Here is a 23,480-nt window from a genome sequence, read left to right as displayed (position 1 = left end):
TTCCGCCGTTATTTCGTCGCCAACAGACAGCCGCAGCGGCTTGCTGTGCCACTGAAACAAATGAGGTAATGGATGAACGGGGGCAGATATTAACGACGCTAAAAATGCGTCTGATACGGTCTGAAAGTGGGGATAAAAAAGCCCGCATTATGCGGGCTGAAAAGAGAGAATCAGGCGATGATGTTCTGGTACTTGCTCCGGGTCTGTCCGGCCTTCGCTGCCGTCTGGTTAAATGCGCCCGCGTTCGTCGGCGTACCGACACTGGGGTGCGAATGGCTCGCGCACTGCTGCGCCAGCTCTGCCAGTAAATCAATGGTGTCCAGCATCATAGTTAGCGTATTTACGCCCTCGCTACCGATATGCACGGTTGGCCCCATAATCTGCTGACCGCCCGCCGCCACAGATTTACGTAATGCGGCAATCTTTTCTGTCAGGGTTCCCCCCACATCAACATTCATGGCGCCGGCCACTTTCGTGGACAGCTGCCCGGCGATTTCGGTTTCTTCATTTCCTGTAATACTGGCCAGCCGGTTTCCTTTTACCGCCTGGCTGAAGTCGCCAGCACTGACCTGCTGTATGGCTCCGGCCATCAGCGTGGCGGTACCCAGTACTGTGATTTTATCCGTGGCTTTCACCGTGGTTTCACGGCTGACCAGTTCTCGTCGTTCCGTGTCGGCTTTCACCGTCCGCGCCATCGATGTTTCACTGATGGTCTGATCCGTCTGGCGTACCCAGTCTCCTGCCTGTGTCACGCGTTGCGAGACTTCCGCTCGCTGCTGTTGCAGCTGTTCGCCGGGCTTAATGTCCGGCAGACTGGTGCCATCCGGCAGCGTCTGCCTGATAAAGGGCTTGTCCGGTCTGCCGCCCGTAAACGCCACTTCTACCAGCGTTCCTTCCGGTGGAAACTGGAACATTCCCGAATCGTTACCGGCCATTGGCACTGGCAGCGGTACGGCGGAATATACCGGCGTCTGGTTGTCCGGGTTGCCGTCCGCGTCAAGCAGCTGCACGTCAACAGCGTACCGTGGCCGGAACGGGTCGGCAAAATTACCGCTTTTTACGGCCTCGCTGGGTGCCACCACCCTGGCCAGTTTGGGCAGGTGAAGACCTGAAGCCAGTTCCGGGTAATGGCTTTCTATCTGACGCTGCGCCGGTGTTTTCTGCAATGGCTGACCTGTGGCGCGGTTCCGTGGTGTCCACGTGATGGTCATTGTGTCATTCGCCAGATGAACTTTGGTCACGCGTTCCCCGTTCACGTCCACGCCCGGACGAAGACTCTGGATCACCGGCAATGTCATGGAATTACCGCCCGCCGTTCCCTGGCTGAACTCTGCCGGGATTTCTACCGGGCGTCCGGCAAACAGCGCCTTTTCTGCGCCGCCGACATACAGCGAACCATCCGGCAATGGATACCAGATGTAATCCGTGATACTGAATGCCCTGCCCAGGTTATTCAGCAGCTGGTATCCCGTCCCGTTATGGGTGAAATGGGGGATCGGTTTATCACTGTACGGCACATCCGGTACCGCAATGCTGATCCCGCTGTTTTCCTCCAGCCATCCGGCCACATCGCGCAGTGTGGGATGCTGAAATGAGCATGGCCACATCCGCTCAAACACGCCAGCCAGCTCGCGGACAAACAGACGCTGATAACCGTTTTCGGCAGGCTGTGAGCGCTCCACATAGCCGGTAAACCAGCGCAGAAGTAAACCGGAATACCCCACATCCAGCCGTACCAGTTTGCCGGTGTAGTCTGTGGTCGTCTGTGCCGTAATAAAGCCACGTCCGCAGCTGTTCAGCTCCAGCACCAGACTGGCGTCAGCCAGGTGTATTTCATCCGTTGAAAGGTAAAGGCGTTTTACTGGTTTCATCATTAACCCAAAGCGTCATTGACGGGCTTCAGCACCCTGCGTTCAAACCACGTCAGTTTTTCTTCATCCTCTCCGGCATTCTGACCAGCGGATTGTCCCGTACTGCTGGCCGTCTGTTTTTTTGCCGTTGTTTTACCGGTTGCCCTGGCTTCCCGCTTCTCCTGCACGCTGACATGTTCCGCCAGGGTGAACGTGACCAGCCAGGCCATTTTTCCGTCCTGCTGCGGCGCATCCAGCATTCCGCTGAAGGTGGCCTCACGAAAATTCACCGCTCTGGCCACCTCATGCGCAACGCGGTATTTCATGCGTTTCCCGTCTGCATCGGTGGCGCTGGCCAGTTCAAAAATACGCTTCAGGATCTCCGGGTTTTTAAAGGGTATTTCGCCGCTGATACGCAGCTCTTTGCCCTTTGCCCCCTGCTCTGATTTGGTGGTCGCGCTGGTCTGACCGGACTGGTCTTTATCCTGAAACTGCTGGGAAACGGTCACGCGCATGTTTTTCAGCAGTATGGCCTCACCATTAAGCGCCAGTGTCGGGATCGACGTCATGAATCATGCCCCTTATTCCATCAAGATTTTTTCCGGCCAGCATGATTGCCGCAGTATAAACGGCTGAAGGCTGCGGAATGTCCTTTACCAGCGCCAGAAGGGTGGCGGCGGTGTCGCCACTGGCCGTAAATACCCATGCCCTGGCGCTTTTCCCCTGTAAATCAGCGAGGCCGCTGGCCACATCGTTAATCAGGTTGTCACGCAGTTGCGTAAATTCCCCCAGCTGTTGTTTCAGCCCTTCCAGGCTGAATCCGGCGCCAGCCGCTTTCTGCGCCTCACTGATAGCGGCAGCGGATAACGCTGCCCTGCTGGTCGGAACGGACAGCGGAATGGCAACCGGCAGTCCTGCCCCGGCTTTCGCGGGGATCTGCATTTTCTCAGTAGCCAGTGTCGCCGCAGACTCAGCCAGACGTCTAACCTGGGTGAATGCGGGCGCGGGGAAAACATCCACCAGGCTGTTAAGCCCCTTCATGAAGTTTTCATGGGTCTGTCCCGTTACCATCATGATCACCACATCGGTATTGCCTCCCGTTCCGGCCAGCCTTTCCGCCAGATAATGGATTGCATTGACCGGACTCAGGTATGCCCCGTTATCTGTCTGCTGCCCCAGACCGTGAATCCACGGATGCGCCGGAACGACAGAACAATCCAGCGCAGCCAGAGAATCCGTAAAAGCCAGACGCGCTTCACGCCACATCCGGTACCTCCGGCCAGTCAATATCTGGCGCACCAGTCAGATCCAGACGGCGCAATTTTGTACGCACTTCACGTAAATCGGAAAGTTCGACCAGCTCGGCATCAGTAATATCACTATCATCCTGCGCTTCCATAAGCTGATTGATTTTTGACGTGACCGACGCCATGCGCCGGTCGCGTTCTGCTGTCGCTAAAGCAACATAATCAACCTGAACAGGTGCGATAACGCCGTTGCTATAGGTAAAATTACCAGCCTGGAAACCATCAGGAATATCAGTATCAGCGAGTTCCACAACAGAGCAATTCAGCGGAAATAACTTTGTTGCATCTTTATCCGCAGCAATAATCAGACCTGTTTTGTCATACTGTATTTTCAGTGTGTCTGGCTGAAATAATTTCTGTAGCACATACCAGTCAACACCTGATTCATCGTGGATAAACTGAACGCTGCAGTTCTCTGATAACTCCTGCTGAACAGGGGTTAATTCCGTTGTTTTAGTGAATTTTTTAAAATGTCTCATTTTTATGTCCCTACCGTATACCACTGACCATTCACTTTAAGCTGTAACAAGCGTCGTTGGATCCGGTCTGGTGTATCGTTCGAGTCTCCATTCTCAACACCTGTAATGACGTAACCTAACTGGTCTGCAAATCCGGGCGAACGATATAAGTTTCCATGCTCAACGGCACCGAATCGAATTGACTGAACATACCCACTTAGCATGTCAGTTGTAGCAAGGAATACACCAGAACCATCATCATGAAGCATAAATGGCTTTGTTTTGTCGTTCTGGTACACACCGACCATGGTGATGTATTGTCGTAACGGTCTGCCTGCAATATACGCACTCAACCAGCCAGGCCCGCTGCCTGTGCCCCATATATCGCCGTAAACATCGCCGTTTTTGTTGAATATCGCATTTCCGGCCTGCAAATTTTCAGCAGCTGCGATAACACCGAGTCGGGTGCTGATATATGCCCGGATAGCCAGGTCTTCTGAGTTCTGAAATCCAATACCATTCCATGACTTAATGTTCAGATTGTTACCATTAAAACCTGCACCATCAACGTCACCTTTAGCCATCCCACCAGTGCCATCCCCAACCGTAACCAGGGTATCGCCACGCATATTTGGAGCAGAAATCCCCCCCGTAAAGGCGCCCCCCTCCAGCATCGCCACATGACGCCATGAGGTAATACCTGCTCCTGTACCGTGACCAAACAATACGTTATTGCCACTGACTGCAAGAACATCCACAACAGTGGTCGGACTTACCACCTCGCTAAGGGTAATAATTTGCCAGAAACTTACCAGGTCTGGCGCATCAGGTGCCTGATGTGCGCGCATAAACTGACAGCCTGTAGCCGCCCTGGCACCAATTGATGTTCGGTCAATTGCGTCACTGACAAATGTTCCCGCGAGGAACCTGCCATCACCTTTGAAAAGCACATTTCCCAGTCCAATATTTTGAACAAACAGAGGTTTATCAGGAATATCCGATCCGTTCCTGTCTTTCGCTAGTCGTGCTGCGGCATTATCCATAGCAATCTTGACTGCTTTCGGCGTAGCGGCCTGTTCTTCACTGGTGCTGTCTGTCGCGCTGCTTAACTGAGTGAACCCCTTCGCGCTGGTAGTGGCGTCCGGATGATTACGGGATTGCTCATGTTTTCTCAGCGCATCGCTGGCCTGCTGCTCATTCAGTGTCCCTTTCGGGCGTAAATCCGTAATATTGCCGTTTTCATCAATACCCGCCACCGCAAACACATAATGCTGTACGCCGTTCTGCACATAATCCGCCAGGTTGTCAGCAACCGTAATACGGGACTGCACACCCCACACGCTGGTAAGCGTTCCTGTCCAGCATACATCCAGCCAGACTTTGACTGGCCTGGTTGTCACGGTAATATTCAGGTTTTCTGCAAGCGTTGTGCGCAGACCTGCCACATAGCCGGTACCTTTGGTCACATAAAACTGATTCCCGCTTTTCCCGACCAGATAGCCGTCCCCAAAAAACGCCGCCGCCCCGAAGATGTCGATATTTTCCAGGCGCTGGCGCTCGTCCATTCCGGCCATACGCGCGGTAAAGTCAATCTGCCAGGTCTCAGCAGGCGTATTAATTCCGGTTTCAGCCTGTGCGCCGTTATATTCCATCAGAAACGAGCGTGTAAGCACGTTCCCCTGTTGCCCTTCAGCTGTTTTAAGTTTTTGCTGTAATGGCGCATGAACAATCATTGCCAGCGTACCGCTGGCCTTATTAATCAGACCAATCCAGTTAAAGGAAAAATCCCCCACATCAGCCCCCAGTACGACGGAATGCACCACAGCGTTGTCATTCACCACGCCCTTACGGCTGACGGCCTGCCGGTGAACAATCTGTTCAGCCGGTGGCAGGGTTTCATTGCGGTCAACCGGCTGATCCGGGTCAAGTGCCGGCACATTAGCGAACACAAATTCATCCAGCAGAACAGGCTCCCCCGTGGTGCCCTGTTGCGCTTTCCACTGTTCAAATGCCAGTGTGATTGTTGTCTGTGACATATAATCCCCTTATAACCCTGCGCTGTACGTTGCGCTGCTGGTTTCCGTACCGCTCAGTGCTGCCGGATAAACCACATATTCCCCCTGATCCCATCCCGCCCGGATAGTCAGCCGTTCGGACGTGATCACTTCAAACTGGTAACGGCGGCATGTCCGCCCGTACTGCCGGATAATCTGGATCATCAGCTGCGTGTTAGTCGCAATCTGGCTGTCCGTGACGCGAACCTGAATCACATCCCAGTCAATTCCCGGCTGGCGCTCCATCAGTTCAACGTACCCGATCCCCAGCCGCTCAAAGATACTGATAAATCCCTCAACAGAACCGGCGTCACGCGCATTCACGAAGGCATACGCCACACGCCTGCGGAACAGTTCCAGCGGCTCCCCGTCAAAGCGGGAAATGTCCCGGTCATACGCCAGCAGGTTAAGTAACGCCGGTGTACAGGTCAGCGGATCAAACTGGTTCAGTGGCCACGTCACCCAGCCGTACACTTCCGCCCAGAACCGACGCGCCGTTTGCAGCAGTTTTCGCGGCTCGCCCCTGTCCATCCAGGAGGGAAGTACCATTCCGGCCAGTTTTTTCATGAACTCATTCATTCTCAATACTCACCACAAGCGATTTCAGGCGCGGCACATTCAGCTCACTGGCAATGTCATCCAGCGAAAAATTCAGCGATTCTGTTACCGGAAAATTTTTATGGATTTCGCGCCCCAGCTGCGAGAAGGAGAACCGTGAATACGGCCACGTCCTTCTGACGTCATAGTCCGTATTTTCCCGGAAGGCGCACCGGATCAGGTTTTCAATACCGTCCTTCAGGCGCTTCTGTTCATCATCACTGATGTTGTTCAGGTTCCTGACCCAGACAGTGACCGCCAGATCGTGCAGGGTTTCCGGCATGGCATAACACTGCATATCGTCCCCGTGGCCGTGATGCCCCTGCGTGTTGATATAGTCATTCACGGCATCCACAAACGGCGCAGAAGCCACGCCGCTGTCCAGCAATAAATAGGCGTTGGCTGTCCCCGGCCCCCTCGGTGCTTCGTGCTCAAAGAAAATCCGGTCAATGCTCAGTCCGGCAACACCGGCTATCATCGACCGGTATACCGCGTCCGTATGGTAGTTGCCCACCAGGTTAAACTGGTTACGGCAACGCTCACGCAGTTCATCATCGCTTTCCTCATCCGCGCCCGGTACGGTCAGCCAGTTTTCTTCACTGGCCACATGGCTGATGCCGTCCACGGCCACCGGCAGAATGCGGTAATATCCCGGCGCAAGGTTATATGCGCCGCCCGTTCCCGTTGCCTTTACCGGCAGCAGTGCGCTGGCGGTACCGGAGGCAATCACCACATCTTCCGTGATGGCCAGTTCATACACCCTGCCGTTAATACGTTCTGTCTGTATCACCGTTCCGGCCTTCACCGTCACCACGGCGCTGGCGTCTTCCTTGTAAAAACGGATAACGCCCTGTGCAGCGCTGGCGGGCTTCGGCGTGATATTCACCGCCCATGCCAGCAGCCGTAACATGCTTCCACTGGCCGTGGCCACAAACATATTGGCCAGTACGGTGGAGACCAAAACCTCCTTCAGCCACATCACCGGCGCGGTTACAATGGCCGTGACCAGTCGCCAGAACGGAGACATACGGGAGGTATTCGTGATAATTCCCTCCTCCGTCGCAATGGCATTAAAGCGATCGCGAATCTCTTCTTCCGTCACCGGCATACCGCTGGCTTTCACCACCTCTTCAAAGTCAACCTGTGGCTTTTCCGTCATAAATCCACCTGTACCGATATTCCGCCGAAGTCATAAGTGCTGGCCGTGATCCACAACCGTGTCCGGCTTTCTTCACCGATTTCCACTGTTCCCGGAACGATACGTTCATCATCCTCAATCAGTAATTCCATACGGGTAAAAATATCTGCCCGCATGGTCGGGCTTCTCTCGGCAATTAATTCCGTCGCCAGACCGCTTTCAATAATGGAATGAATAATGTCCTGCCCGATACTTTTACGGTTATTACATAATTCAGGTTCATTACCGGTATTCAGGACAAAGTCATTTCCCTGAATTAATAAATCAACATACAGGATTTCATTCATACGCCCAGCTCCTGAAACTCCATTAACTGCCCCGGCGTTATCATTTCTTTTGGATAGATATTGACAGTATTAATTTTCCGACTGTTATCCGTCACAACCCTTGAGTTATTACTAACAGATTTACTAATACCACCTTTATCAATTCCTTTTAATTCTCCACCAGTAGAAAGCGTATTTGTTGTCAGTGCCGGAGGTGACTCGTTAGCCAGCGAAATATTGACACCGGGTATTTTATTCAACTTTTCTACAATCCAGTTCCATGATTTCAGGAAGCTACCTTTAACGGACTGCCAGATATTATCAAACATGGATACAATACCACCGGCCATCCCGCTTAATGCCTGTGAAGGTGAAAATCCCGTCAGCAGATTAATAAAGCCGTTCCAGCCGTCCTTAATCCATTGCCATGCCGTCGAGAACACACCGGCAAGCCATTCGACAACGCCAGCCACAGCGGTAAACGCTGCCGTATTCATCACCGCCGCCTGTACATCGTCCCAGTGTTTAATCAGCAGATAACACCCTGCTGCCAGCAGGCCAATCGCACCAATAACCAGCAGAACCGGCCAGCTCATCAGATTTATGCCAATTCCGGCCATAATTGCCGCCATACGAACCGCAAGAAGCGTACCACGCAGAAATTTAAGCGTCAGATTCCATGCCGCTACAGCTTTTGAGGCAATCCAGACGGTGGCGGTGTATATCTTCGTGACTGAAGTCAGTGTCTTCCAGAGAGCAATCGCACCCAGCTTAATAAGTTTTGAGACGCCCAGAACGATGTTAGCTATTGCGCCGGCAGCAGCAAACCCCAACAACGCCATAGCCGCATAACCGATAACACGCGCAATGTTGGGAAACAACTGCATCCAGCGGGCAAAGGTCTGTCCCATATCAGCCAGGCGGTTCAGCACCGGATACAGAACGGGGATCAACGTCAGTCCAATGACGGTCTGAACAGACTTAAGGATCTGTACAAAGCGATCCCACGGTTTCACCAGTTTGCCGGCCATCTCCTGTGTACGCTTCAGCCCGTCAGAACCGCCCAGCTCAGTGATGTTACGTTGCAGTAAGGCCACATTGCCGTACAGGTGTTTCACCACCGCCGAACTGTCACCAAATGCCGCATCCAGCTCCGCCTGTGCTTTCAGGTTCCCTTCCAGACTTTTGCCATACTTGCCCTGTAACTTGATCAGCATTTCAGGCATGGACAGCATTTTGCCGGTGGCATCCGTAAAGGACAGCCCCAGCTTTTTACCGCCCTCAATGGCTCCGGTCATGAAGCCTTCGTAAGCGCTGCTGGCTTCCGTTCCCAGCGTGCGGTTAAGCTGCCCCAGTACGGCCAGCTGTTCATCCAGTCCGACGCCGTAGTTGGTACCAACGCCCCGCGCCCCTTCCATCAGGTCTTTGATAGTGCCCATTTCGGTACCGAAGACCTTGCGCATATACACCATTTTTCCGGCCAGCTGCTCAGCGAACTGAACCTTGCCCAGACGCTCCGCATCAGCGGAAAAGTTACCGAACATCTGCCCCATAAATTCCGCCGTTTCGGCAGATGTGGATCTCAGGGCAAATGCCAGGGTATTAGCAACTTTTGTCACTTTCGGCAGCTCATTACCGGCGAGGCCGGCAATGGAGGCATTAATATTTTCTGTGGACTTAACAAACTCCACCGCGCTGGCACCGTAGGTCATACTGAACCGCAGCGCATCACGCTGGACAGCCTTTAAAGCCTGATCATCAATCCCTTTTGCCGCAGCGTCATTCAGTGCGTCATACATCTCAATAGCCGGCGATAACGCCCCTTTGATGGCCATCCCTGTGCCGGCTAAAGCCAGCGCACCGCCCCCAATCTGCGTAAAGGCCGCTTTCGATTTTTCCGCAAAGCCTGTGACACTGCTCTGCACCTGCTTTAACGGGCGCGTCAGTTTATCAATCAGGCTTAATGTAAAATCTAACTGTTTCATCCTGAACCTTTAAATGCGGTGCTTATTCCGTTAGCAACCGCTATGCGCGTATTTTCCCAGTGGCGATTATCCAGCCAGATAGCGGCGGAAATATCATCCACGGAATCCTGACCGTGCGGTAAATAATGACGCCGTAAAATCAGATATTGTTCGAGTCCGTTCTGTTCGATTGACCGGACTCGCTTTGTCAGTTTTTTACTTCAATTTCCAGTTCTGGCGCATAAAGTTCATTGATTTTCCCTGCAAGTTGAAGCGCTGCCCCCGGACGTTTCAGAATATCTTCCAGCGCTTCTTTACACTCTGGTACAACAATACGCATAAGATAACTATGGGCTGGAGCCACTTTATTATCCATCGCCATTTCATTGATGAATTTATTATAAGCCGTCTGATTTGGTTCAAACGTAATTTCTTTCTTACATACAACCAGATTAATTTTTTCCATAAATAATATTCTCTCTTAAATTAATTTCATCAACCAGCGTGTTATGACGTGCAGCACACTGCCCGTATAACTCCAGATAAAGTGTCAGTAATTCCGCCGCATCTTTTCCCTGCGTGCCATTCAGGCGCGGCAGCTGCGTGGCACATTTAGTTTTCAGGTTTTCCTGATAACGTACGTTCGGTACTGGTGACGGCGTCGTTGTACATGCGGACAAAGTCATCAGACAGGCACACGTTAGTAAACACCGGTTTAACCACCTCCGTACGAATTTCACGCGGCGGCGCATTTTTCAAAGCCTCCAGTTGTTCTTCCAGTTTTCGCCCGGATTCACTGGCCACGCTCGCCAGCGTTTCCCCGGTAGCGCTGGCTGACCGGCTGATGGCCAGATCGATACTGTCACGCTGCCAGTTAGCCGCCTTCCAGCCTGCCCAGAAGGCCAGAACAACCGTCACAAGCCAGCCCGCTACCACACGATCCATCAGCGAACCCCGTCATGTTCCAGACTGAAATGATTGCCGTCCGGCCTGGATTTGAAGCGCCCGCCCCAGCTGCCGCCCAGTGACTCCCAGTATTCGCCCAGCGGCAGGTAATCCTCTGTGCGGGTCTGGTACTGGCCGTTAACAAACAGGTTAAAATCCACCGCCAGACGCCGGGTATGCAGACTGTTGGTAATACCGCTACCCTTTTTAGCGTTCAGCGCCGCCTGTTCCGGCGTGCGGTAAGCCTCCCCGAACGTCAGCCGGTAGCCGTGTTCTTCTGCCCAGTGGATCAGATTTGCCACCATAATGGTAAACAACTGTTGTTTTTCGCTCAGTGTCACTTTGTCACCCCCTTGCCCAAAATTCCGGCAAATCCACGTTTACGTAACCATGCTTCCACCACGTTTTGTCCCAGAATCCCCAGACCAGAACCAAATCCCAGCAATGCCAGCGGATGAATATTTGGTACAAAGTAAAGAGCAACGCCGGCAATAACAGATAACCCGGCCCCGACAATGACACGGCCGGCCACCAGACGAAGGGTAATCGGCTCGTCACTGTTAAGTAGTTTCCCCAGTGCAATCAGCCCCCCCATAACCACAAGGGCAATAAATCCCTTTTCATAGTCCTGCATCCCTGCTGCCCCTTATCCAATCAGGTTTTCCGTGGCCTCCGCTTCCAGATACGGAACGCCGTTGATGTTGACGAACTTCGGACTGGTCACGAAGTATTTAATTTTATGGGTGGACACGCTGCTGCCCTTCGGATCAACATCCAGTACACTATTGAGCTGGAGCTTATTACCGAAGGTTTCCACCTTCATTTCTTCGCTGCCGGCTTTGGCGTAAAAAAGGAAGTCCACAGGGGGAATGCCCCGCCATGAACCGGCTGAACGGGCTTTGGCCGTCAGTACCTGAAGCACTTTTGAACTGACTTCAATTTCACCCTCTGCGGCCACATCGCCGTCGACATAGCCGTCAGGTACACCGCGTGTCTGAGCTGCGGCGCTGTTGTCGGTGATATCCAGCGAAATTTTTTCAATGTGGATCAGGTCGCCGTCCACGTAGACGTCAAAGGACATCCCTGAAATACGTTTGGTCATGCGCTGGCCTCCAGACTCGCATCCAGTAACAGACTGATGGTGATTTGCAGTGGTACTTCATACGTACGCACCACAATGTAGATATCCACCGCCTTTTTGTTCTTCCAGACAATGGTCACGTCACCGTCCTGCGGTGGCTTCACTTCGCCCGGAAATGACACACCGTTAATGCTGGCCGCCGTGGACATTTCACGCAGCGGACGGGCAAACAGCGTCTGGTGTGCGGCAATGCTTCCCGGTGTACTGTTCAGGGAGCGATCGGCAATCTTACCGATAGCCAGCAGACGGACACGACGGGCGGCCTTGTCCACAATACGCAGCGTCTCAATGGACTGATAATCACCTCCTTCCACATCCAGCGTGCGACCGTCAGCCCAGTAAAAGCCGTCATAGTCCGGATACCACATCGGCACGCTGTAGCGCTGTGCCTCCAGCGCCTGAAGGGTAGCCAGCCCCAGCGTTGCCCCTGCCCCATCTTTCGGCAGTTCATCGCTGCCCAGATTCAGTAACGGCCCGGTTTTTACCCGCGCCGGACTGTCAGCGATGGTAACAGCGCGATTACAGAGGCGACCGGCCAGAACACCCGGTTCATTCCCCCAGAGACGCGGAACCAGCTGCACCGCTTTTTCAGCAATACCCTGCTGAAGGGTGGACAGACGTTTCAGATAATCCGCCTGTGATTCATCCTCCTGCATACCCTGTACGGCCAGAATGAACCACACCCAGCGACCGTATTTTGCAATCAGTTCGGATCGCAACGTTGCCGCCTGGTTAATCTGCTCTTTTGCAGCCACATCATCCGACAGCACCACACCTTCCACCGAACAGGAAACCTGTGCAGCTTTGACGGCATCAACCCACGCCCCTGACTCACTGTCAGCGGCCAGCACATGGATGAACCCCCACCAGTTCTGCCCGGCGTTCGCCAGTGCAGCCAGTACATCACTTTTTAACGGACTGTTTCCCTCACCCAGTAGCGCGTTAAAGTCACTCTGTGCATTAACAGCCAGAGTTTTTCCCACATTTTTGGTACCCGTACCGATAAACAGCAACGTGCGTTCCACCTCTTTGGTTTCACCCAGTAACTGGTTTACCTGGTTAACGGTTACGATTGGCCAGGTCATGCTCTCCCCCTGATATCCTGCGCGTTAACATCCCAGCCGAACCCGATAGCCTGAAGCTGTCGTGCCAGCGATCTGTTAAAATCATCCTGACCTATCCCCAGAAACGCCCTGGCAGGTAAATCAATCTGCCAGGATGTTTTGACCGGTTTGTCCTCCAGTATCCGGATAAGCAAACCTGCCTGTCTGGCGGTCATTTTTTCCTGTATTTCCTTATAACCGGGCTTACGCCAGCGCTTGCCGCGCCTGACTTTATACCCGGCCTTACGCAGACGTTTCGCCTGTCGCAGTGATGCAGGTTTATCCCCCTGCTCACGGCCTTCCACCTGCCTGCGGTTGACGGTTACGCTCATGCCATTCTGCTGGACATAACCCACCACGCCGGCAGGCAGATTTCCCTTCGCATTCCGGTAATGGCCACCAGCCAGATACAACCTGACGGAATCCGTTTCCGGCATTTCACGGATGCGGATAAGTTTCGGCATATTGCGCAACATCTTGCCTTTACGCCGGGTCTGTCTCCCCTGCCACTTATCCCCCTCCGGTGACTGCTGGTTGCGCACATTGCGCTTTGCTGCGGCTTCCACGCCGTATTTCGCCATGCGCCACAACAGCCGGCGACGTCTGGCAGGAGGCAAATCCAGCTTTTTCAGCGCCTCCTGTAGCTGGCGGAACTGTTCCTGGTTCAGTTCGCCATTTATCATCCATCCCCCTCATTGACGGGGATCACCGTCACCTCATCCGCCGTCCAGACTTCGGGGTTTGCCAGCTTCCAGCGCTGGCCATCAAACGGGATCTGACCTTTGGGATCGGGGATCAGATTCAGTTCCTCCACCATTGGCAGCGTCACCACCATAATGGCGGTTTCCTGGTCGATGGTTTCGATATCAAATTCAGGTAATTCGGCATCAATGCCGGTTTCCTCAAAGAGCGCCCGCTCATCCTGACAAAGCCACGACATAAATAACGCCATCAGAATTTTGGGATCGTACTCACGGTAGGGATAACGCTCCCACGTCAGCACGGCGTTATAACGAATGATGGCAATGCGATACTGCCCCAGCCCGGTGTCACGCTGTGCCGGGATGAATGCGATTTCATCCATCTGGCTGTCAAATCCCTGCATTGCCCGTCTGGGCATGTTCGCAATGAGAAAATCCGTTAATTCGGTAAGCTGGCTCATATCATGGCCACCGTGATGCGTTTCAGCCCTTTGATACGCCGTACCGCCAGCGTGGATTCCGCTATCAGACTGGAGCGGGTTTCATCGCTTTCCTGCCCAGGATGGCTTTCACGGCGCCCAACAGACGCAAATTCGCCCATCAGGTCAGCTTTGGCGCGGGCAAAAACAGCCTTGCGGTAACGGGCGCACAACAGATTTTCACCGTCAATCTCAACGCCCGGAACGTCCGCCGCGCTTGCATGGCCACTGAGGCGACAATCCGCCACTACCCTGACCAGATCATCATTGATTTCACCGGCTGCGGTCAGCAGCGCCTGACGGATGGTGGCTGCGTCGATATCGGCAGGAATAGCACGCTGGGACTGAAAATCCTTCACGCTCAGGTCTGGCCAGAAGCCATCATTAGTCAGAATGGCATCATCAAAATCAATTGCAGTTCCGCTGAACATCCTGTTCCTCCGGAAAAAAGCGGGCTGGCCGGTTTCCACGGGCGATACGCTGATGCGCTCCCCTCCACCGCGCCCGCTTTCGGGTCGGTAGCCTGTGATTACTTATCCAGCGCCCGCAGACGTGCAGCAATGCGCTGCAACATCGTGCCGACACCACATTTAGGGTCGAATCCCTTCGCCTGCTCCAGCAAATCCTTCGCCCGGAGCAATACATCCCTGTCTTCCGTTGCCGCTGCGCGTGGCTCTCCGTTCTCATCGCGTAGCAGGTGCAGACCGGCAAATTTCACATATTTGGCCTTGATGACCTCATACACATTCCAGTGCTGCATAACGTTTCCCAGCGTGCGGCTGAAATACGGCTCCACATCCTGCCCCTGTGCGGCTTCCGTCTCCGCCCAGGCCAGTACCGTATCGGCCACAAACACCGGGAACGCACTGCCGAACGCGGCCGGGGTTTCCTGCCCCCGTTCGATGGCCACATCCGCCCAGTCCAGCGCCTGATCGAACTGGCCGGTATCAAACAGCCAGATGACACACCAGGCAAAAACGGGATTCTGATGCATGCTGTCACTTTCCAGCCAGGTTTGTGCGGTCGGCATCCAGCGGGGCAACAGCACATCACGCTTGAACTCCATGCGCTCCGCACGGTTGCTAATCGCTGCGGCCGCTGCCACATCCTTTTCCAGTGCCGCAATCTGGACGTGCAGACTGGTTTCACTGTCGAGAGATTGTTGCTGACGCAGCAGCCGTTCTGCTGCAATACGCGCGCTGTGTCGCTGTGCCGGTGACAACTGCATTATTTCCCCCGTTATGCGCCTGCTGACGGTGCAGCCGTTGCCCCAATCGTTACCGCGCTTTCGTCAAATGCGGCATACAGTTCCGGATATTCCACGGCATAGCCTTCATTACGCAGGTATTTGTTTTCATACTGCTTGCGATCTTCCACAAACTCCGCTTTACGCTGACGCGTACCGCGCTGGGTGTAGATATGCAGGTTAGGCAGTGTGGTAACAATCATGCGCTTGCCTGGCATAAACGGAGGAACATAAGCCGTACGGCCGGCGATACTGTCAGACAGCAGCTGTGCCGCAATCTTTTCAGTGGGTTTATCAGCTTTCTGATACAGACGGAACGACTCCGCCGCCACCAGGTCAGCACCTACCAGAACCACCAGACGCGGATCATTACGGTACTGTGCCGGAATTTTGGCATTGATAAGATCGGATGCCATCGCATCCAGCGACACGTAATCACCTTTACCGTCACCGTCCAGCACAACCTTATCAGTGATGATCTGCTGGCCATCCTTCCACTCTTTAACGATTTGATGCCAGCCCTTGTTCACATCCTCGCCGTTCGGGTTGGTTTCCGCATTTGTGGTTTCTGCCACTTTGGTACCATTAAACCCGATACGCAGCATATCCAGCGCAAACGCCTGATTGGTGAACTCCTGGACACGCTGGAAAAACTCGTTTTCATCGCCGGCATTCGCCCAGACAGAAAGCAATTGCCAGGTCAGTGCGGCACACGAATCTGTTTCGACCAGCCTGTAATCATTGCCGCTGACGCCCACTTTTTTACGGAAACGGCCATCCAGCACACGCCCGGTATACAGGCCAGAACTGCCAACCGGAACCACCTGCCCCTGTAACTGATCCACATCAGCAACCGTCAACAGATTCAGGAAAGATGACTCCTCCAGTAGCGCATTACGCATCTGGGTTTCTTTCGGATCTGACAGCGCAAACCAGCGGTCGTCATCGGTCGCACCGTAGGATTCACGCAGACCATTGTGATACTGGCGCAGAAACTCACGGGCTTTCGCATTTAATTGCATATTCTTTTTCCTTAAAGAAAAGTTGTGTTATCCCTTACAGGAAATTGAAGCCTTTTTTGCCCTTGCTGAATTTTTTATCCGGCAACTGGGTAACTTTGCTGTTCAGCTTGCTGAAGTTTTTCACCAGTTCTGGCAGATTCCCTACCAGGCGCGCAAAATCTTCGGTATCCACCACTTCCTTAACGGTGTCCACATCTTCCTGGACATCAGATACCGCTTCTTCCGCCTCACCCAAACGGGTTTCAATGGCAGATACACGCTTATCAATCGCATCCAGCGCTTCAGCGAGCGCCTGTAAAGCATCAGGCTGTGATGTTTCCTGCTCCGCGGTCGCTTCTGGTTCTTCAATACTGAAAAAATGGCGCCAGCCTTTTTTCGCTTTAGACATTCCCTTTTCCTTTTTAAATTCCCTGACTTCATCAAACGCCAGCGGCTTATACGGGCCGATGCGTTTTCCTTTGGTGCGGCTGAAACGTAGCCGTGTGGTGCTCACTCCTGCCGGGCTGTCAGTGACTGCCAGCCCTTCCAGATAGGTTTTACCGGTGTTCCGGAAATTACCGTCCGGTGTGAATTCCGGCGACAAAAATAAAAGTTGCCCGTTGGCGTTCGCCTGAAGTAACGAAATACCAGGACATAAACGAGCATATAAACGCAAAATACCTTCATCATCACGTTCAGCTTTTAATTCCAGCACCTCCCCCATATTCCCGAAATTACGGGAATGCTCCGGCCATAACAGCGCCGTATACAAAGAGGGGTCGTATAATTCAGCGGCATCCAGTAGCCATTGCTCTTCAATAGCCCGCTTATCAACCGTTTCACCCGCAGTAGCGATACAAATCCAGTTTGTTGCCAGTTGTGAAGCTGACATATTGCCTCCCTTCCTGCTGCGGTTTTCAGTATCGCCAATAAAATTAGCTTCCGCATTCACTTCATTCCGGAATAATTCGGTTATGTCGCTTATCCGTATATCCACGAAATTATTTTCAAAAAAGAAAACCAAATTGCTGAATAATTCATACATACCACTGCTTCCGGATTTAACCGAAAAGACAGTACTGACATAAAGGCAAGGAAGCCAATGGCGAAATACAGTGAAGAATTAAAAGGCGTTGCACGGGCACTCTATTTAAAACGATATACTCCGCAGGAAATTGCCGATGAACTTAATCTGCCTAACAGACGTATCGTCTATTACTGGGCGGAGAAATATTGCTGGGCGGAATTACTCAGTCATGAATCAACAGAAGACGCATTAAACCGCCGTATTCAGTCACTGACATTACGTGAAGGGAAATCGGAACTGGAGCTGCGGGAGCTGGACAGCCTCGTGTCTCACCTGGTGAAACTCCGTGCACAGCATAATAAGCATCAGGAAAAGCTGGCAGAAATTAAACACAGTGAAAGTGATGCGCCGGCGTCCCGCCAGTCCTGTGGCGACGAAAAGCACCGGAAACGCGGCAAATACAAAAAGAACGATATCAGCCACTTAACCCAGGAGGATTTTGACCGTTTCGCGCTGGAGCACCTTTTCGGCTACCAGAAACACCTTCGCGACAATCTTCATCAGCAAATCAGGAACATCCTGAAAAGCCGCCAGATTGGCGCAACCTGGTATTTCTCAATAGAAGCGTTTGAGAATGCGGTTATGACAGGTGATCCACAAATCTTCCTGTCCGCCTCAAAAGCCCAGGCTGAAGTATTCCGCAGCTATATCGTCAACATTGCGGAGCAGTATTTCGGCGTGGAGCTGACCGGCAACCCCATCCGTTTGTCCAACGGCGCGGAGCTGCGCTTCCTGTCAACCAACAAGAACACCGCCCAGTCATACAGTGGTCATCTGTACTGTGATGAATATTTCTGGGTACCCAACTTTGCAAAGTTAAACGAAGTGGCCAGCGCAATGGCCACACACGACAAATGGCGCACCACTTACTTTTCCACACCCAGCAGCAAAACACACCAGGCATACCCGTTCTGGACAGGCGAAGAGTGGAAGCGCGGCGACAAAAAACGCGCACGCGTGGCGTTCCCAACAGAGAAGGAGCTGCGTGACGGCGGACGGTTATGTCCTGATGGCCAGTGGCGCTACATCATCACGCTGGAAGACGCGATCGCAGGCGGGTTTAACCTGGCCAGCATCGATAAGCTGCGCAATCGCTACAACCGCGACACCTTTAACATGCTGTACATGTGCGTGTTCGTGGACAGCAAGGACAGCGTATTTTCGTTCTCCCACGTCGAACGTTGCTGTGTTGATCCGGATATCTGGGAGGATCATGACGAAAACCTGCCACGGCCATTCGGCAATCGTGAAGTGTGGGCAGGCTATGACCCTGCACGCAGCGGGGACACATCCACCTTCGTGATTATCGCGCCGCCGATCGTGGCGGGCGAAAAATTTCGCGTGCTGCGCGTATTCCACTGGCAGGGAATGAACTGGAAATGGCAGGCGGCACAAATTAAGAAGCTGTTTGGCCAGTACAACATGACCTACATCGGCATTGATATCACCGGGCTGGGGAGTGGTGTCTTTGAGGATGTGCAGCATTTTGCCATGCGTCAGGCGGTGGCTATCCGCTACGGCGTGGAAACGAAAAACCGCCTGGTGATGAAGATGATCGACGTTATCGAAGACAACCGCGTGGAATGGGATAAGGAGAAGACGGAAATCGCTGCCAGCTTTATGACCATCCGCAGAACGTCCACGGCCAGCGGTAACGCCATGACATTTGTCGCCGACCGCACAGCTGAAACCGGCCACGCTGACAGCTTCTGGGCTATCGCCCATGCCATTGACAACGAACCATTAAACTTTGAAAACCAGCGAAAATCACGCTGGGGCAACTTAGGGAAAGCAGCATGAAAAAACGGAAATACAGGGAACGCCGCACCGTTACCAGACCGCGCCATATGAGCCTTATCACGCTGGGTAAGCCAGAACCCATTCTGACGACCGGCACGAACTATACAGACGTCTGGTATGACAATGAAGCGGAACACTGGACGCTCCCGATTGACCGGCTGGCGCTGGCGCAACTGGTAAACCTGAACGCGCAGCACGGTGGCGTGCTGTATGCCCGCCGCAATATGGTGACAGCAAATTATAATGGCGGCGGCCTGACGCATGAGCAACTGGGCGCGGCCGTGTTTGACTGGCTGACGTTCGGTGATGTGGCCATTCTCAAGGTACGTAACGGCTGGGGGGATGTAATCGCACTTTACCCGCTGCCGGCACTCTATACCCGCCAGCGTAAGACCGGGGAATTTGTTGTACTTCAGCAGGGTGAACCGGTAATTTATCCGCCTGAAGATATTATTTTTCTCAGGCAGTACGACCCGCAACAGGCCATTTATGGTCTTCCGGATTACATCAGCGGCATCCACTCCGCCATGCTCAACGGTGAAGCCACGATTTTTCGCCGGCGTTACTACCACAACGGTGGTCACACGGGCGGCATGATTTATTGCAACGACCCGAATATGACCGACGAAGTGGAAGAAGAAATCATTCAGAAGCTGGAGCAGTCGAAGGGGATCGGGAACTTCAGCACCATGTTTGTGAACATCCCCAAAGGCGATCCGGATGGCATCAAATTTATCCCGATTGGCGATATCAGTGCCAAAGATGAGTTTCAGAACATCAAAAGCATCAGCGCCCAGGACGTGCTGACCGCGCATCGTTTTCCGGCAGGTCTGGCAGGGATTATCCCCACCAACGGAGCTATAATGGGCGATATTGAAAAAGCGGCTAAAACATACCGTAAAGCGGAGATTTTACCCATTCAGCGTATGTTCAGCGCCGCAGTGGCGCAGGAAAGTGATGTACCGCCCCACCTGTACCTTAATTTCCTGAAAGACAGTGAGCTGGAAGGTGATTAATGTCCAGAAAAAGGCTAAAATATCAGCGTTTTCAGATTAACGGAGCGAGGGATATGCGGGTACTGAAAGTAAAATGTCCGGAGTGCGGGGCAAAAGCGGTTATCAGAAAAACCAATCCCAAACACCCCCATATTTCAGATATTTATTGCGCCTGTACGGATGTGGAGTGCGGACATACATTTGTACTGAACCTGACATTCTCCCACACACTCAGCCCCAGTGCGAAGACAGGCGATATGATGTTACAGACCATCATTAATTCATTCTCACCAGAACAGAAGCAAATGACGCTGGATTTATTAAAAGCCAGTCTGGCCGCATAACACATGGCACCGCACACGGTGCCTTTTTTATTTCTCTCGACCAAATATCCAGCACCGGAAGGTCTCAGGCATTCTGGACATATCCCCTTTACCGCGATTATGACGCTCACTTACTGCGCTGCGTGTGGTTCCCTGCCTGATGAAACGGCGTTCATTACCGTTTTTAAGCAGCTTTTTGATTTCCGTTAAGGTAAAAGGTATGCGCTGCCGGTGTGCAGCGGCGACTTCCTCCATGTGGTTAAAATTAACCGCTATTTCATTCTCATCAGACGAATGATTGATGCCATAAGGTGCCAGTTCATCCAGGTAATCAAACAACTCCCAGAACTCCTGAACCATAGGATGATCCTTTTTAAGTGCCTGGCAGCGTTCCACGGCCAGTGCAGTGATAGCCGCACGGGTTTTTTCTATGCGCTCAACCGGCAACGGTACAACAATCGCGAGCGCATCCAGCAGACCAGCCAGCTGCGCGTGATTTTTTGCAATACGAATATGGCGAATATCCGCATCAGACTCCAGTTCATTACGGGCGCGTTCGTAACTCCTGCTGAACGTATCCATAATTTCTTTTTCACGCATGGCCGCCAGTAACGTGAATCCGGACACCCGACTGACAGGGATTTGTTCAAGCCGCTCTGCGGCATGTCGCGTCTGAATGGACTGGCCACGTTTGTCAGTGTAGATATGGATAATACGCTCCAGAAACGCCTTACTGCCGTCTGTATCTGCGTTCTGTGCGATAACGATACTTCCCCTGAATGGCGGTTCATATGTCTCGTTATTGTTGGATTTGATGCCTACTGCGCGGGATGCCCGACCATTATACAGTGATTTCAGTTCATCCCAGTCAAAAGCACGCTGTTTCGCGTTGTCCGTGGTGCGATCACCTTCAATTAGCACCACCGGCAGGTTACTTACCTGAGCAAAGTTACGTCCGCGCGCTGCGGCCGTCGATTTAGATGGATCAAAACCTTCATATTCTTCACGGCCAGCGAGTTTCCAAAGGAACTCAATAAGCGTTGATTTACCCGTTCCGGGTTCGCCGACAATCTCCAGAAACGGAAATGACTTGTCACGTTCGCGGATTTGTTCAGCAAAGAGTGACCCCAGCCAGAACGCCAGCGCCACATATCCTTTTTCACCGAACGCCGTCCAGATATCGTCAATCCAGCCTGTGGTAAATTCATTCAGCTTTGGATTCAGATCCAGCACAGGCGTAAGACTCAGGCTTTTTACGCTTGCATGGTTAATTTCGAAATAATCCTCGTCATTCATTTCATACAGCCGGCCATCGCAAACGGCCACACGATTAAACAACCACGCTGAATAATCCTTGTTGTAACCAATAAAATTCTGCGTTTTAACCTCTTTGATTTCGGGAAGACGCATCTGAATAAACTTATCCAGCTGTTTGGTACTTCCGGTATACACAGCCCCTTTGGCAATATGCAACAAGCGCTTTTTGAACTCGGCGGAGCTGGTAAGCTGATTTGCTGTGAAGGTGTCTTTCACAGCCGGTCTGTTTGGCATATTCACCTTCACGTAATACCAGGACTCGTCCGTGGGTTCAGAACGCTGGAAATACAGGGGAGTCAGCCAGCAGTTGGCAATTTCCGTGACACATCCGGACTCTTTAACAGCTTTTTCTCTGGCCTCCCATTCCTGTATGACTTCGGTTCCGGTATTGGTAATACGATCCAGTGCGCGTGTGTACCGGTCAAGATCCAGCTCAAACCAGTACATACGTGAGCCATACTCAAAATAAAACGAATGCCATTCATTATGTTGATGCATAAGAAGGGCTTTTTCAGTCGGGCTTTTCGCCAGCAGGAGATCTCCATAATAGCGGTAATTTTTTATGTCTGATTTACTGAAACGGTCACGTAGCAGCAAATCATTCCAGTCCAGGCAAGACGATGATTTCATCGGCTGCGCGGCGCGCGTTTTCCAGCCGGCTGCATCACTGCGCGCAGCAAAAGCCAGTGTGTGTTTTGTACCGGCCTTATCACCATCAAACGCCCATACAAGGCGCGGGCGTGGTTTTTCACCCAATTCTTTGGCCAGTGTATCCAGCGCGGCCAGCGGATAATTATTGCTGCTCAGTGTTGCCACCGCAGGTAAGCCAGCCTGACAAAGACTCAGTGCATTGAAAATGCCCTCGGTGATCCAGATTTCGTTCACTTCCAGCAGGTTAATAAAAGGCGGTACCCACCAGTGACCAACATAGCTTCCTTTGATATTCGCTTTTTGTTTTCCGAAGCGCTGCGGCTGGTCAATGATACGCTCCCACATGGCACCACATGACAACTTAAACCGGACAGTGGCAGATCCCATACCATCCTTCACAAATGCACCCTGGGTAAAACTGCCTTTCAGTGGTTCCGTATTCAGTCCTCTGGCCTCACGCAGATAGGCTTCTGCCGCCGCATGTGGGGTTTCGGGCGTGTCCTGATAACGCTTAGACCAGTCTTCAAAAATATCCGAATACAGCTCTTTAACAACGACCTGATGACCGCAGTTATTTTCACGGCCACATTTCAGAATCCAGGGTTTCTCAATACTGGTAAATAACTCACGTTTATGACAGGCAGGGCATATGCCCTGCTGCAAATATTTATCTTTTTCTTTAAATTCAAAGTCACGGACAAGGCGGCGCACAACGTCCCGTTGTATCGTAGCGTTCATATATAATCCAGATATGAATAGTGAAAGAAAGGCAAAAATTATATTTTATACTGTTTGTTATATCGCTCATGCGTCATTAATTCCCAGTCCCTGCCCTTATTCTTACTAAGCAGACGCCAGCGATAGGAGACATGAACAGAAAAATAATGATTCGGCTTAATAACCTGATAAACCTTTTTGCCGTTGTAATATTCCGTCAGCGCTGAAAATGCCTTATTTATGACACTTTCACTTGCATGAGAGGTCACTTTCAGCATAG

27 protein-coding genes and 2 pseudogenes are annotated in these 23,480 nt (G+C 52.4%); 3 read left to right on the top strand and 26 right to left on the bottom strand.

All coding sequences use genetic code 11. The features are described 5' to 3' along the window. Positions 1–170: 170 nt before the first annotated feature. The 24 genes and pseudogenes from ACLJPE_RS12670 to ACLJPE_RS12555 all read right to left on the bottom strand — a co-directional run bounded on the left by ACLJPE_RS12670 (position 171) and on the right by ACLJPE_RS12555 (position 17,202). Entirely contained in the window at positions 171–1,874 is a 1,704-nt protein-coding gene (locus ACLJPE_RS12670; protein WP_000977529.1) for a hypothetical protein, read from the bottom strand. After that, a complete protein-coding gene (locus ACLJPE_RS12665) occupies positions 1,874–2,419 on the bottom strand; it encodes a hypothetical protein (RefSeq protein ID WP_000200791.1) in 546 nt (181 codons plus the stop codon). Before ACLJPE_RS12665 ends, ACLJPE_RS12670 begins: the two co-directional genes overlap by 1 nt. Further along, complete coding sequence (locus ACLJPE_RS12660) at positions 2,391–3,116, bottom strand: hypothetical protein (RefSeq protein ID WP_000267954.1); 726 nt, start codon at positions 3,114–3,116, stop codon at positions 2,391–2,393. The genes ACLJPE_RS12665 and ACLJPE_RS12660 overlap by 29 nt, the downstream gene beginning before the upstream one ends. Then, the gene (locus ACLJPE_RS12655) at positions 3,106–3,636 is read right to left on the bottom strand and encodes a tail fiber assembly protein (RefSeq protein WP_001215677.1); all 531 of its coding nucleotides are present in this window, start codon (positions 3,634–3,636) and stop codon (positions 3,106–3,108) included. Before ACLJPE_RS12655 ends, ACLJPE_RS12660 begins: the two co-directional genes overlap by 11 nt. A gap of 2 nt (positions 3,637–3,638) precedes the next feature. Further along, positions 3,639–4,640 (bottom strand): annotated as a pseudogene (locus tag ACLJPE_RS12650) (phage tail protein); the annotation flags it as partial. Positions 4,641–4,685: 45 nt separating this feature from the next. Further along, positions 4,686–5,651: pseudogene (locus ACLJPE_RS12645) on the bottom strand (phage tail protein); the annotation flags it as partial. Between the two features lie 9 nt (positions 5,652–5,660). Next, a complete protein-coding gene (locus tag ACLJPE_RS12640; protein ID WP_001001824.1) occupies positions 5,661–6,248 on the bottom strand; it encodes a phage tail protein in 588 nt (195 codons plus the stop codon). Then, positions 6,241–7,425, bottom strand: coding sequence for a baseplate J/gp47 family protein (locus tag ACLJPE_RS12635; protein ID WP_000136927.1), 1,185 nt, complete (start codon positions 7,423–7,425; stop codon positions 6,241–6,243). Before ACLJPE_RS12635 ends, ACLJPE_RS12640 begins: the two co-directional genes overlap by 8 nt. Further along, a complete protein-coding gene (locus ACLJPE_RS12630) occupies positions 7,422–7,751 on the bottom strand; it encodes a DUF2590 family protein (RefSeq protein WP_001002797.1) in 330 nt (109 codons plus the stop codon). Before ACLJPE_RS12630 ends, ACLJPE_RS12635 begins: the two co-directional genes overlap by 4 nt. After that, positions 7,748–9,715: a phage tail tape measure protein gene (locus tag ACLJPE_RS12625; RefSeq protein WP_000811100.1), complete on the bottom strand. Its 1,968-nt coding sequence runs from the start codon at positions 9,713–9,715 to the stop codon at positions 7,748–7,750. Before ACLJPE_RS12625 ends, ACLJPE_RS12630 begins: the two co-directional genes overlap by 4 nt. Next, positions 9,712–9,855, bottom strand: a complete 144-nt coding sequence (locus ACLJPE_RS12620) for a DUF6890 family protein (protein WP_371061717.1) — start codon at positions 9,853–9,855, stop codon at positions 9,712–9,714. The genes ACLJPE_RS12625 and ACLJPE_RS12620 overlap by 4 nt, the downstream gene beginning before the upstream one ends. A 47-nt stretch (positions 9,856–9,902) precedes the next feature. Further along, complete coding sequence (locus ACLJPE_RS12615) at positions 9,903–10,160, bottom strand: putative phage tail assembly chaperone (protein ID WP_000411500.1); 258 nt, start codon at positions 10,158–10,160, stop codon at positions 9,903–9,905. Then, positions 10,147–10,380 carry a hypothetical protein gene (locus ACLJPE_RS12610; protein ID WP_001747519.1) on the bottom strand — a complete coding sequence of 78 codons (234 nt, stop codon included), beginning with the start codon at positions 10,378–10,380 and terminating at the stop codon, positions 10,147–10,149. Before ACLJPE_RS12610 ends, ACLJPE_RS12615 begins: the two co-directional genes overlap by 14 nt. Then, positions 10,307–10,639, bottom strand: a complete 333-nt coding sequence (locus ACLJPE_RS12605) for a hypothetical protein (RefSeq protein ID WP_000376378.1) — start codon at positions 10,637–10,639, stop codon at positions 10,307–10,309. Before ACLJPE_RS12605 ends, ACLJPE_RS12610 begins: the two co-directional genes overlap by 74 nt. After that, complete coding sequence (locus ACLJPE_RS12600) at positions 10,639–10,980, bottom strand: M15 family metallopeptidase (protein ID WP_000175558.1); 342 nt, start codon at positions 10,978–10,980, stop codon at positions 10,639–10,641. Before ACLJPE_RS12600 ends, ACLJPE_RS12605 begins: the two co-directional genes overlap by 1 nt. Then, positions 10,977–11,273, bottom strand: a complete 297-nt coding sequence (locus tag ACLJPE_RS12595) for a phage holin family protein (protein WP_001154426.1) — start codon at positions 11,271–11,273, stop codon at positions 10,977–10,979. Before ACLJPE_RS12595 ends, ACLJPE_RS12600 begins: the two co-directional genes overlap by 4 nt. A gap of 12 nt (positions 11,274–11,285) precedes the next feature. Then, complete coding sequence (locus ACLJPE_RS12590) at positions 11,286–11,741, bottom strand: phage protein (RefSeq protein ID WP_000166745.1); 456 nt, start codon at positions 11,739–11,741, stop codon at positions 11,286–11,288. Further along, complete coding sequence (locus tag ACLJPE_RS12585) at positions 11,738–12,865, bottom strand: DUF2586 domain-containing protein (RefSeq protein ID WP_000220184.1); 1,128 nt, start codon at positions 12,863–12,865, stop codon at positions 11,738–11,740. Before ACLJPE_RS12585 ends, ACLJPE_RS12590 begins: the two co-directional genes overlap by 4 nt. Continuing rightward, on the bottom strand, positions 12,862–13,566 hold the full coding sequence (locus tag ACLJPE_RS12580; RefSeq protein WP_000606933.1) for a hypothetical protein: 705 nt from the start codon (positions 13,564–13,566) through the stop codon (positions 12,862–12,864). Before ACLJPE_RS12580 ends, ACLJPE_RS12585 begins: the two co-directional genes overlap by 4 nt. Next, complete coding sequence (locus ACLJPE_RS12575; protein WP_000080871.1) at positions 13,563–14,045, bottom strand: phage tail protein; 483 nt, start codon at positions 14,043–14,045, stop codon at positions 13,563–13,565. Before ACLJPE_RS12575 ends, ACLJPE_RS12580 begins: the two co-directional genes overlap by 4 nt. Next, the gene (locus ACLJPE_RS12570; RefSeq protein WP_000491223.1) at positions 14,042–14,494 is read right to left on the bottom strand and encodes a head completion/stabilization protein; all 453 of its coding nucleotides are present in this window, start codon (positions 14,492–14,494) and stop codon (positions 14,042–14,044) included. The genes ACLJPE_RS12575 and ACLJPE_RS12570 overlap by 4 nt, the downstream gene beginning before the upstream one ends. Positions 14,495–14,592: 98 nt before the next feature. Beyond that, positions 14,593–15,291 (bottom strand): phage terminase small subunit, encoded by a 699-nt coding sequence (gpM, locus tag ACLJPE_RS12565; RefSeq protein WP_001177276.1) that lies wholly within the window; start codon positions 15,289–15,291, stop codon positions 14,593–14,595. Positions 15,292–15,302: 11 nt separating this feature from the next. Beyond that, entirely contained in the window at positions 15,303–16,331 is a 1,029-nt protein-coding gene (locus ACLJPE_RS12560) for a phage major capsid protein, P2 family (protein ID WP_001176503.1), read from the bottom strand. 34 nt (positions 16,332–16,365) lie between these two features. Next, positions 16,366–17,202 (bottom strand): capsid scaffolding protein, encoded by an 837-nt coding sequence (locus ACLJPE_RS12555; protein WP_023375469.1) that lies wholly within the window; start codon positions 17,200–17,202, stop codon positions 16,366–16,368. A gap of 210 nt (positions 17,203–17,412) precedes the next feature. Here ACLJPE_RS12555 and ACLJPE_RS12550 point away from each other — a divergent pair, with 210 nt between their 5' ends. Genes ACLJPE_RS12550 through ACLJPE_RS12540 form a run of 3 tightly spaced genes read left to right on the top strand, consistent with a single transcriptional unit; the run spans position 17,413 to position 20,536 of the window. After that, positions 17,413–19,197 carry a terminase large subunit domain-containing protein gene (locus tag ACLJPE_RS12550; protein WP_001151938.1) on the top strand — a complete coding sequence of 595 codons (1,785 nt, stop codon included), beginning with the start codon at positions 17,413–17,415 and terminating at the stop codon, positions 19,195–19,197. Next, the gene (locus tag ACLJPE_RS12545; protein WP_000746494.1) at positions 19,194–20,213 is read left to right on the top strand and encodes a phage portal protein; all 1,020 of its coding nucleotides are present in this window, start codon (positions 19,194–19,196) and stop codon (positions 20,211–20,213) included. Before ACLJPE_RS12550 ends, ACLJPE_RS12545 begins: the two co-directional genes overlap by 4 nt. 53 nt (positions 20,214–20,266) lie before the next feature. Further along, entirely contained in the window at positions 20,267–20,536 is a 270-nt protein-coding gene (locus tag ACLJPE_RS12540) for an ogr/Delta-like zinc finger family protein (RefSeq protein WP_001264830.1), read from the top strand. Positions 20,537–20,563: 27 nt separating this feature from the next. Here ACLJPE_RS12540 and ACLJPE_RS12535 read toward each other — a convergent pair whose 3' ends face one another. Both ACLJPE_RS12535 and ACLJPE_RS12530 read right to left on the bottom strand, forming a co-directional pair. Continuing rightward, on the bottom strand, positions 20,564–23,221 hold the full coding sequence (locus ACLJPE_RS12535) for a toprim domain-containing protein (protein WP_000994501.1): 2,658 nt from the start codon (positions 23,219–23,221) through the stop codon (positions 20,564–20,566). Positions 23,222–23,259: 38 nt separating this feature from the next. Further along, positions 23,260–23,478, bottom strand: coding sequence for a hypothetical protein (locus tag ACLJPE_RS12530; protein ID WP_000922120.1), 219 nt, complete (start codon positions 23,476–23,478; stop codon positions 23,260–23,262). Positions 23,479–23,480 lie beyond the last annotated feature (2 nt).

Origin of the sequence: Salmonella sp. SAL04196 (genome assembly GCF_046550835.1) — a bacterium.
Taxonomy (GTDB): domain Bacteria; phylum Pseudomonadota; class Gammaproteobacteria; order Enterobacterales; family Enterobacteriaceae; genus Salmonella; species Salmonella enterica.
The sequence above is the reverse complement of the archived record's forward strand: the minus strand, read 5'-3'. Positions and strand labels throughout refer to the sequence as shown.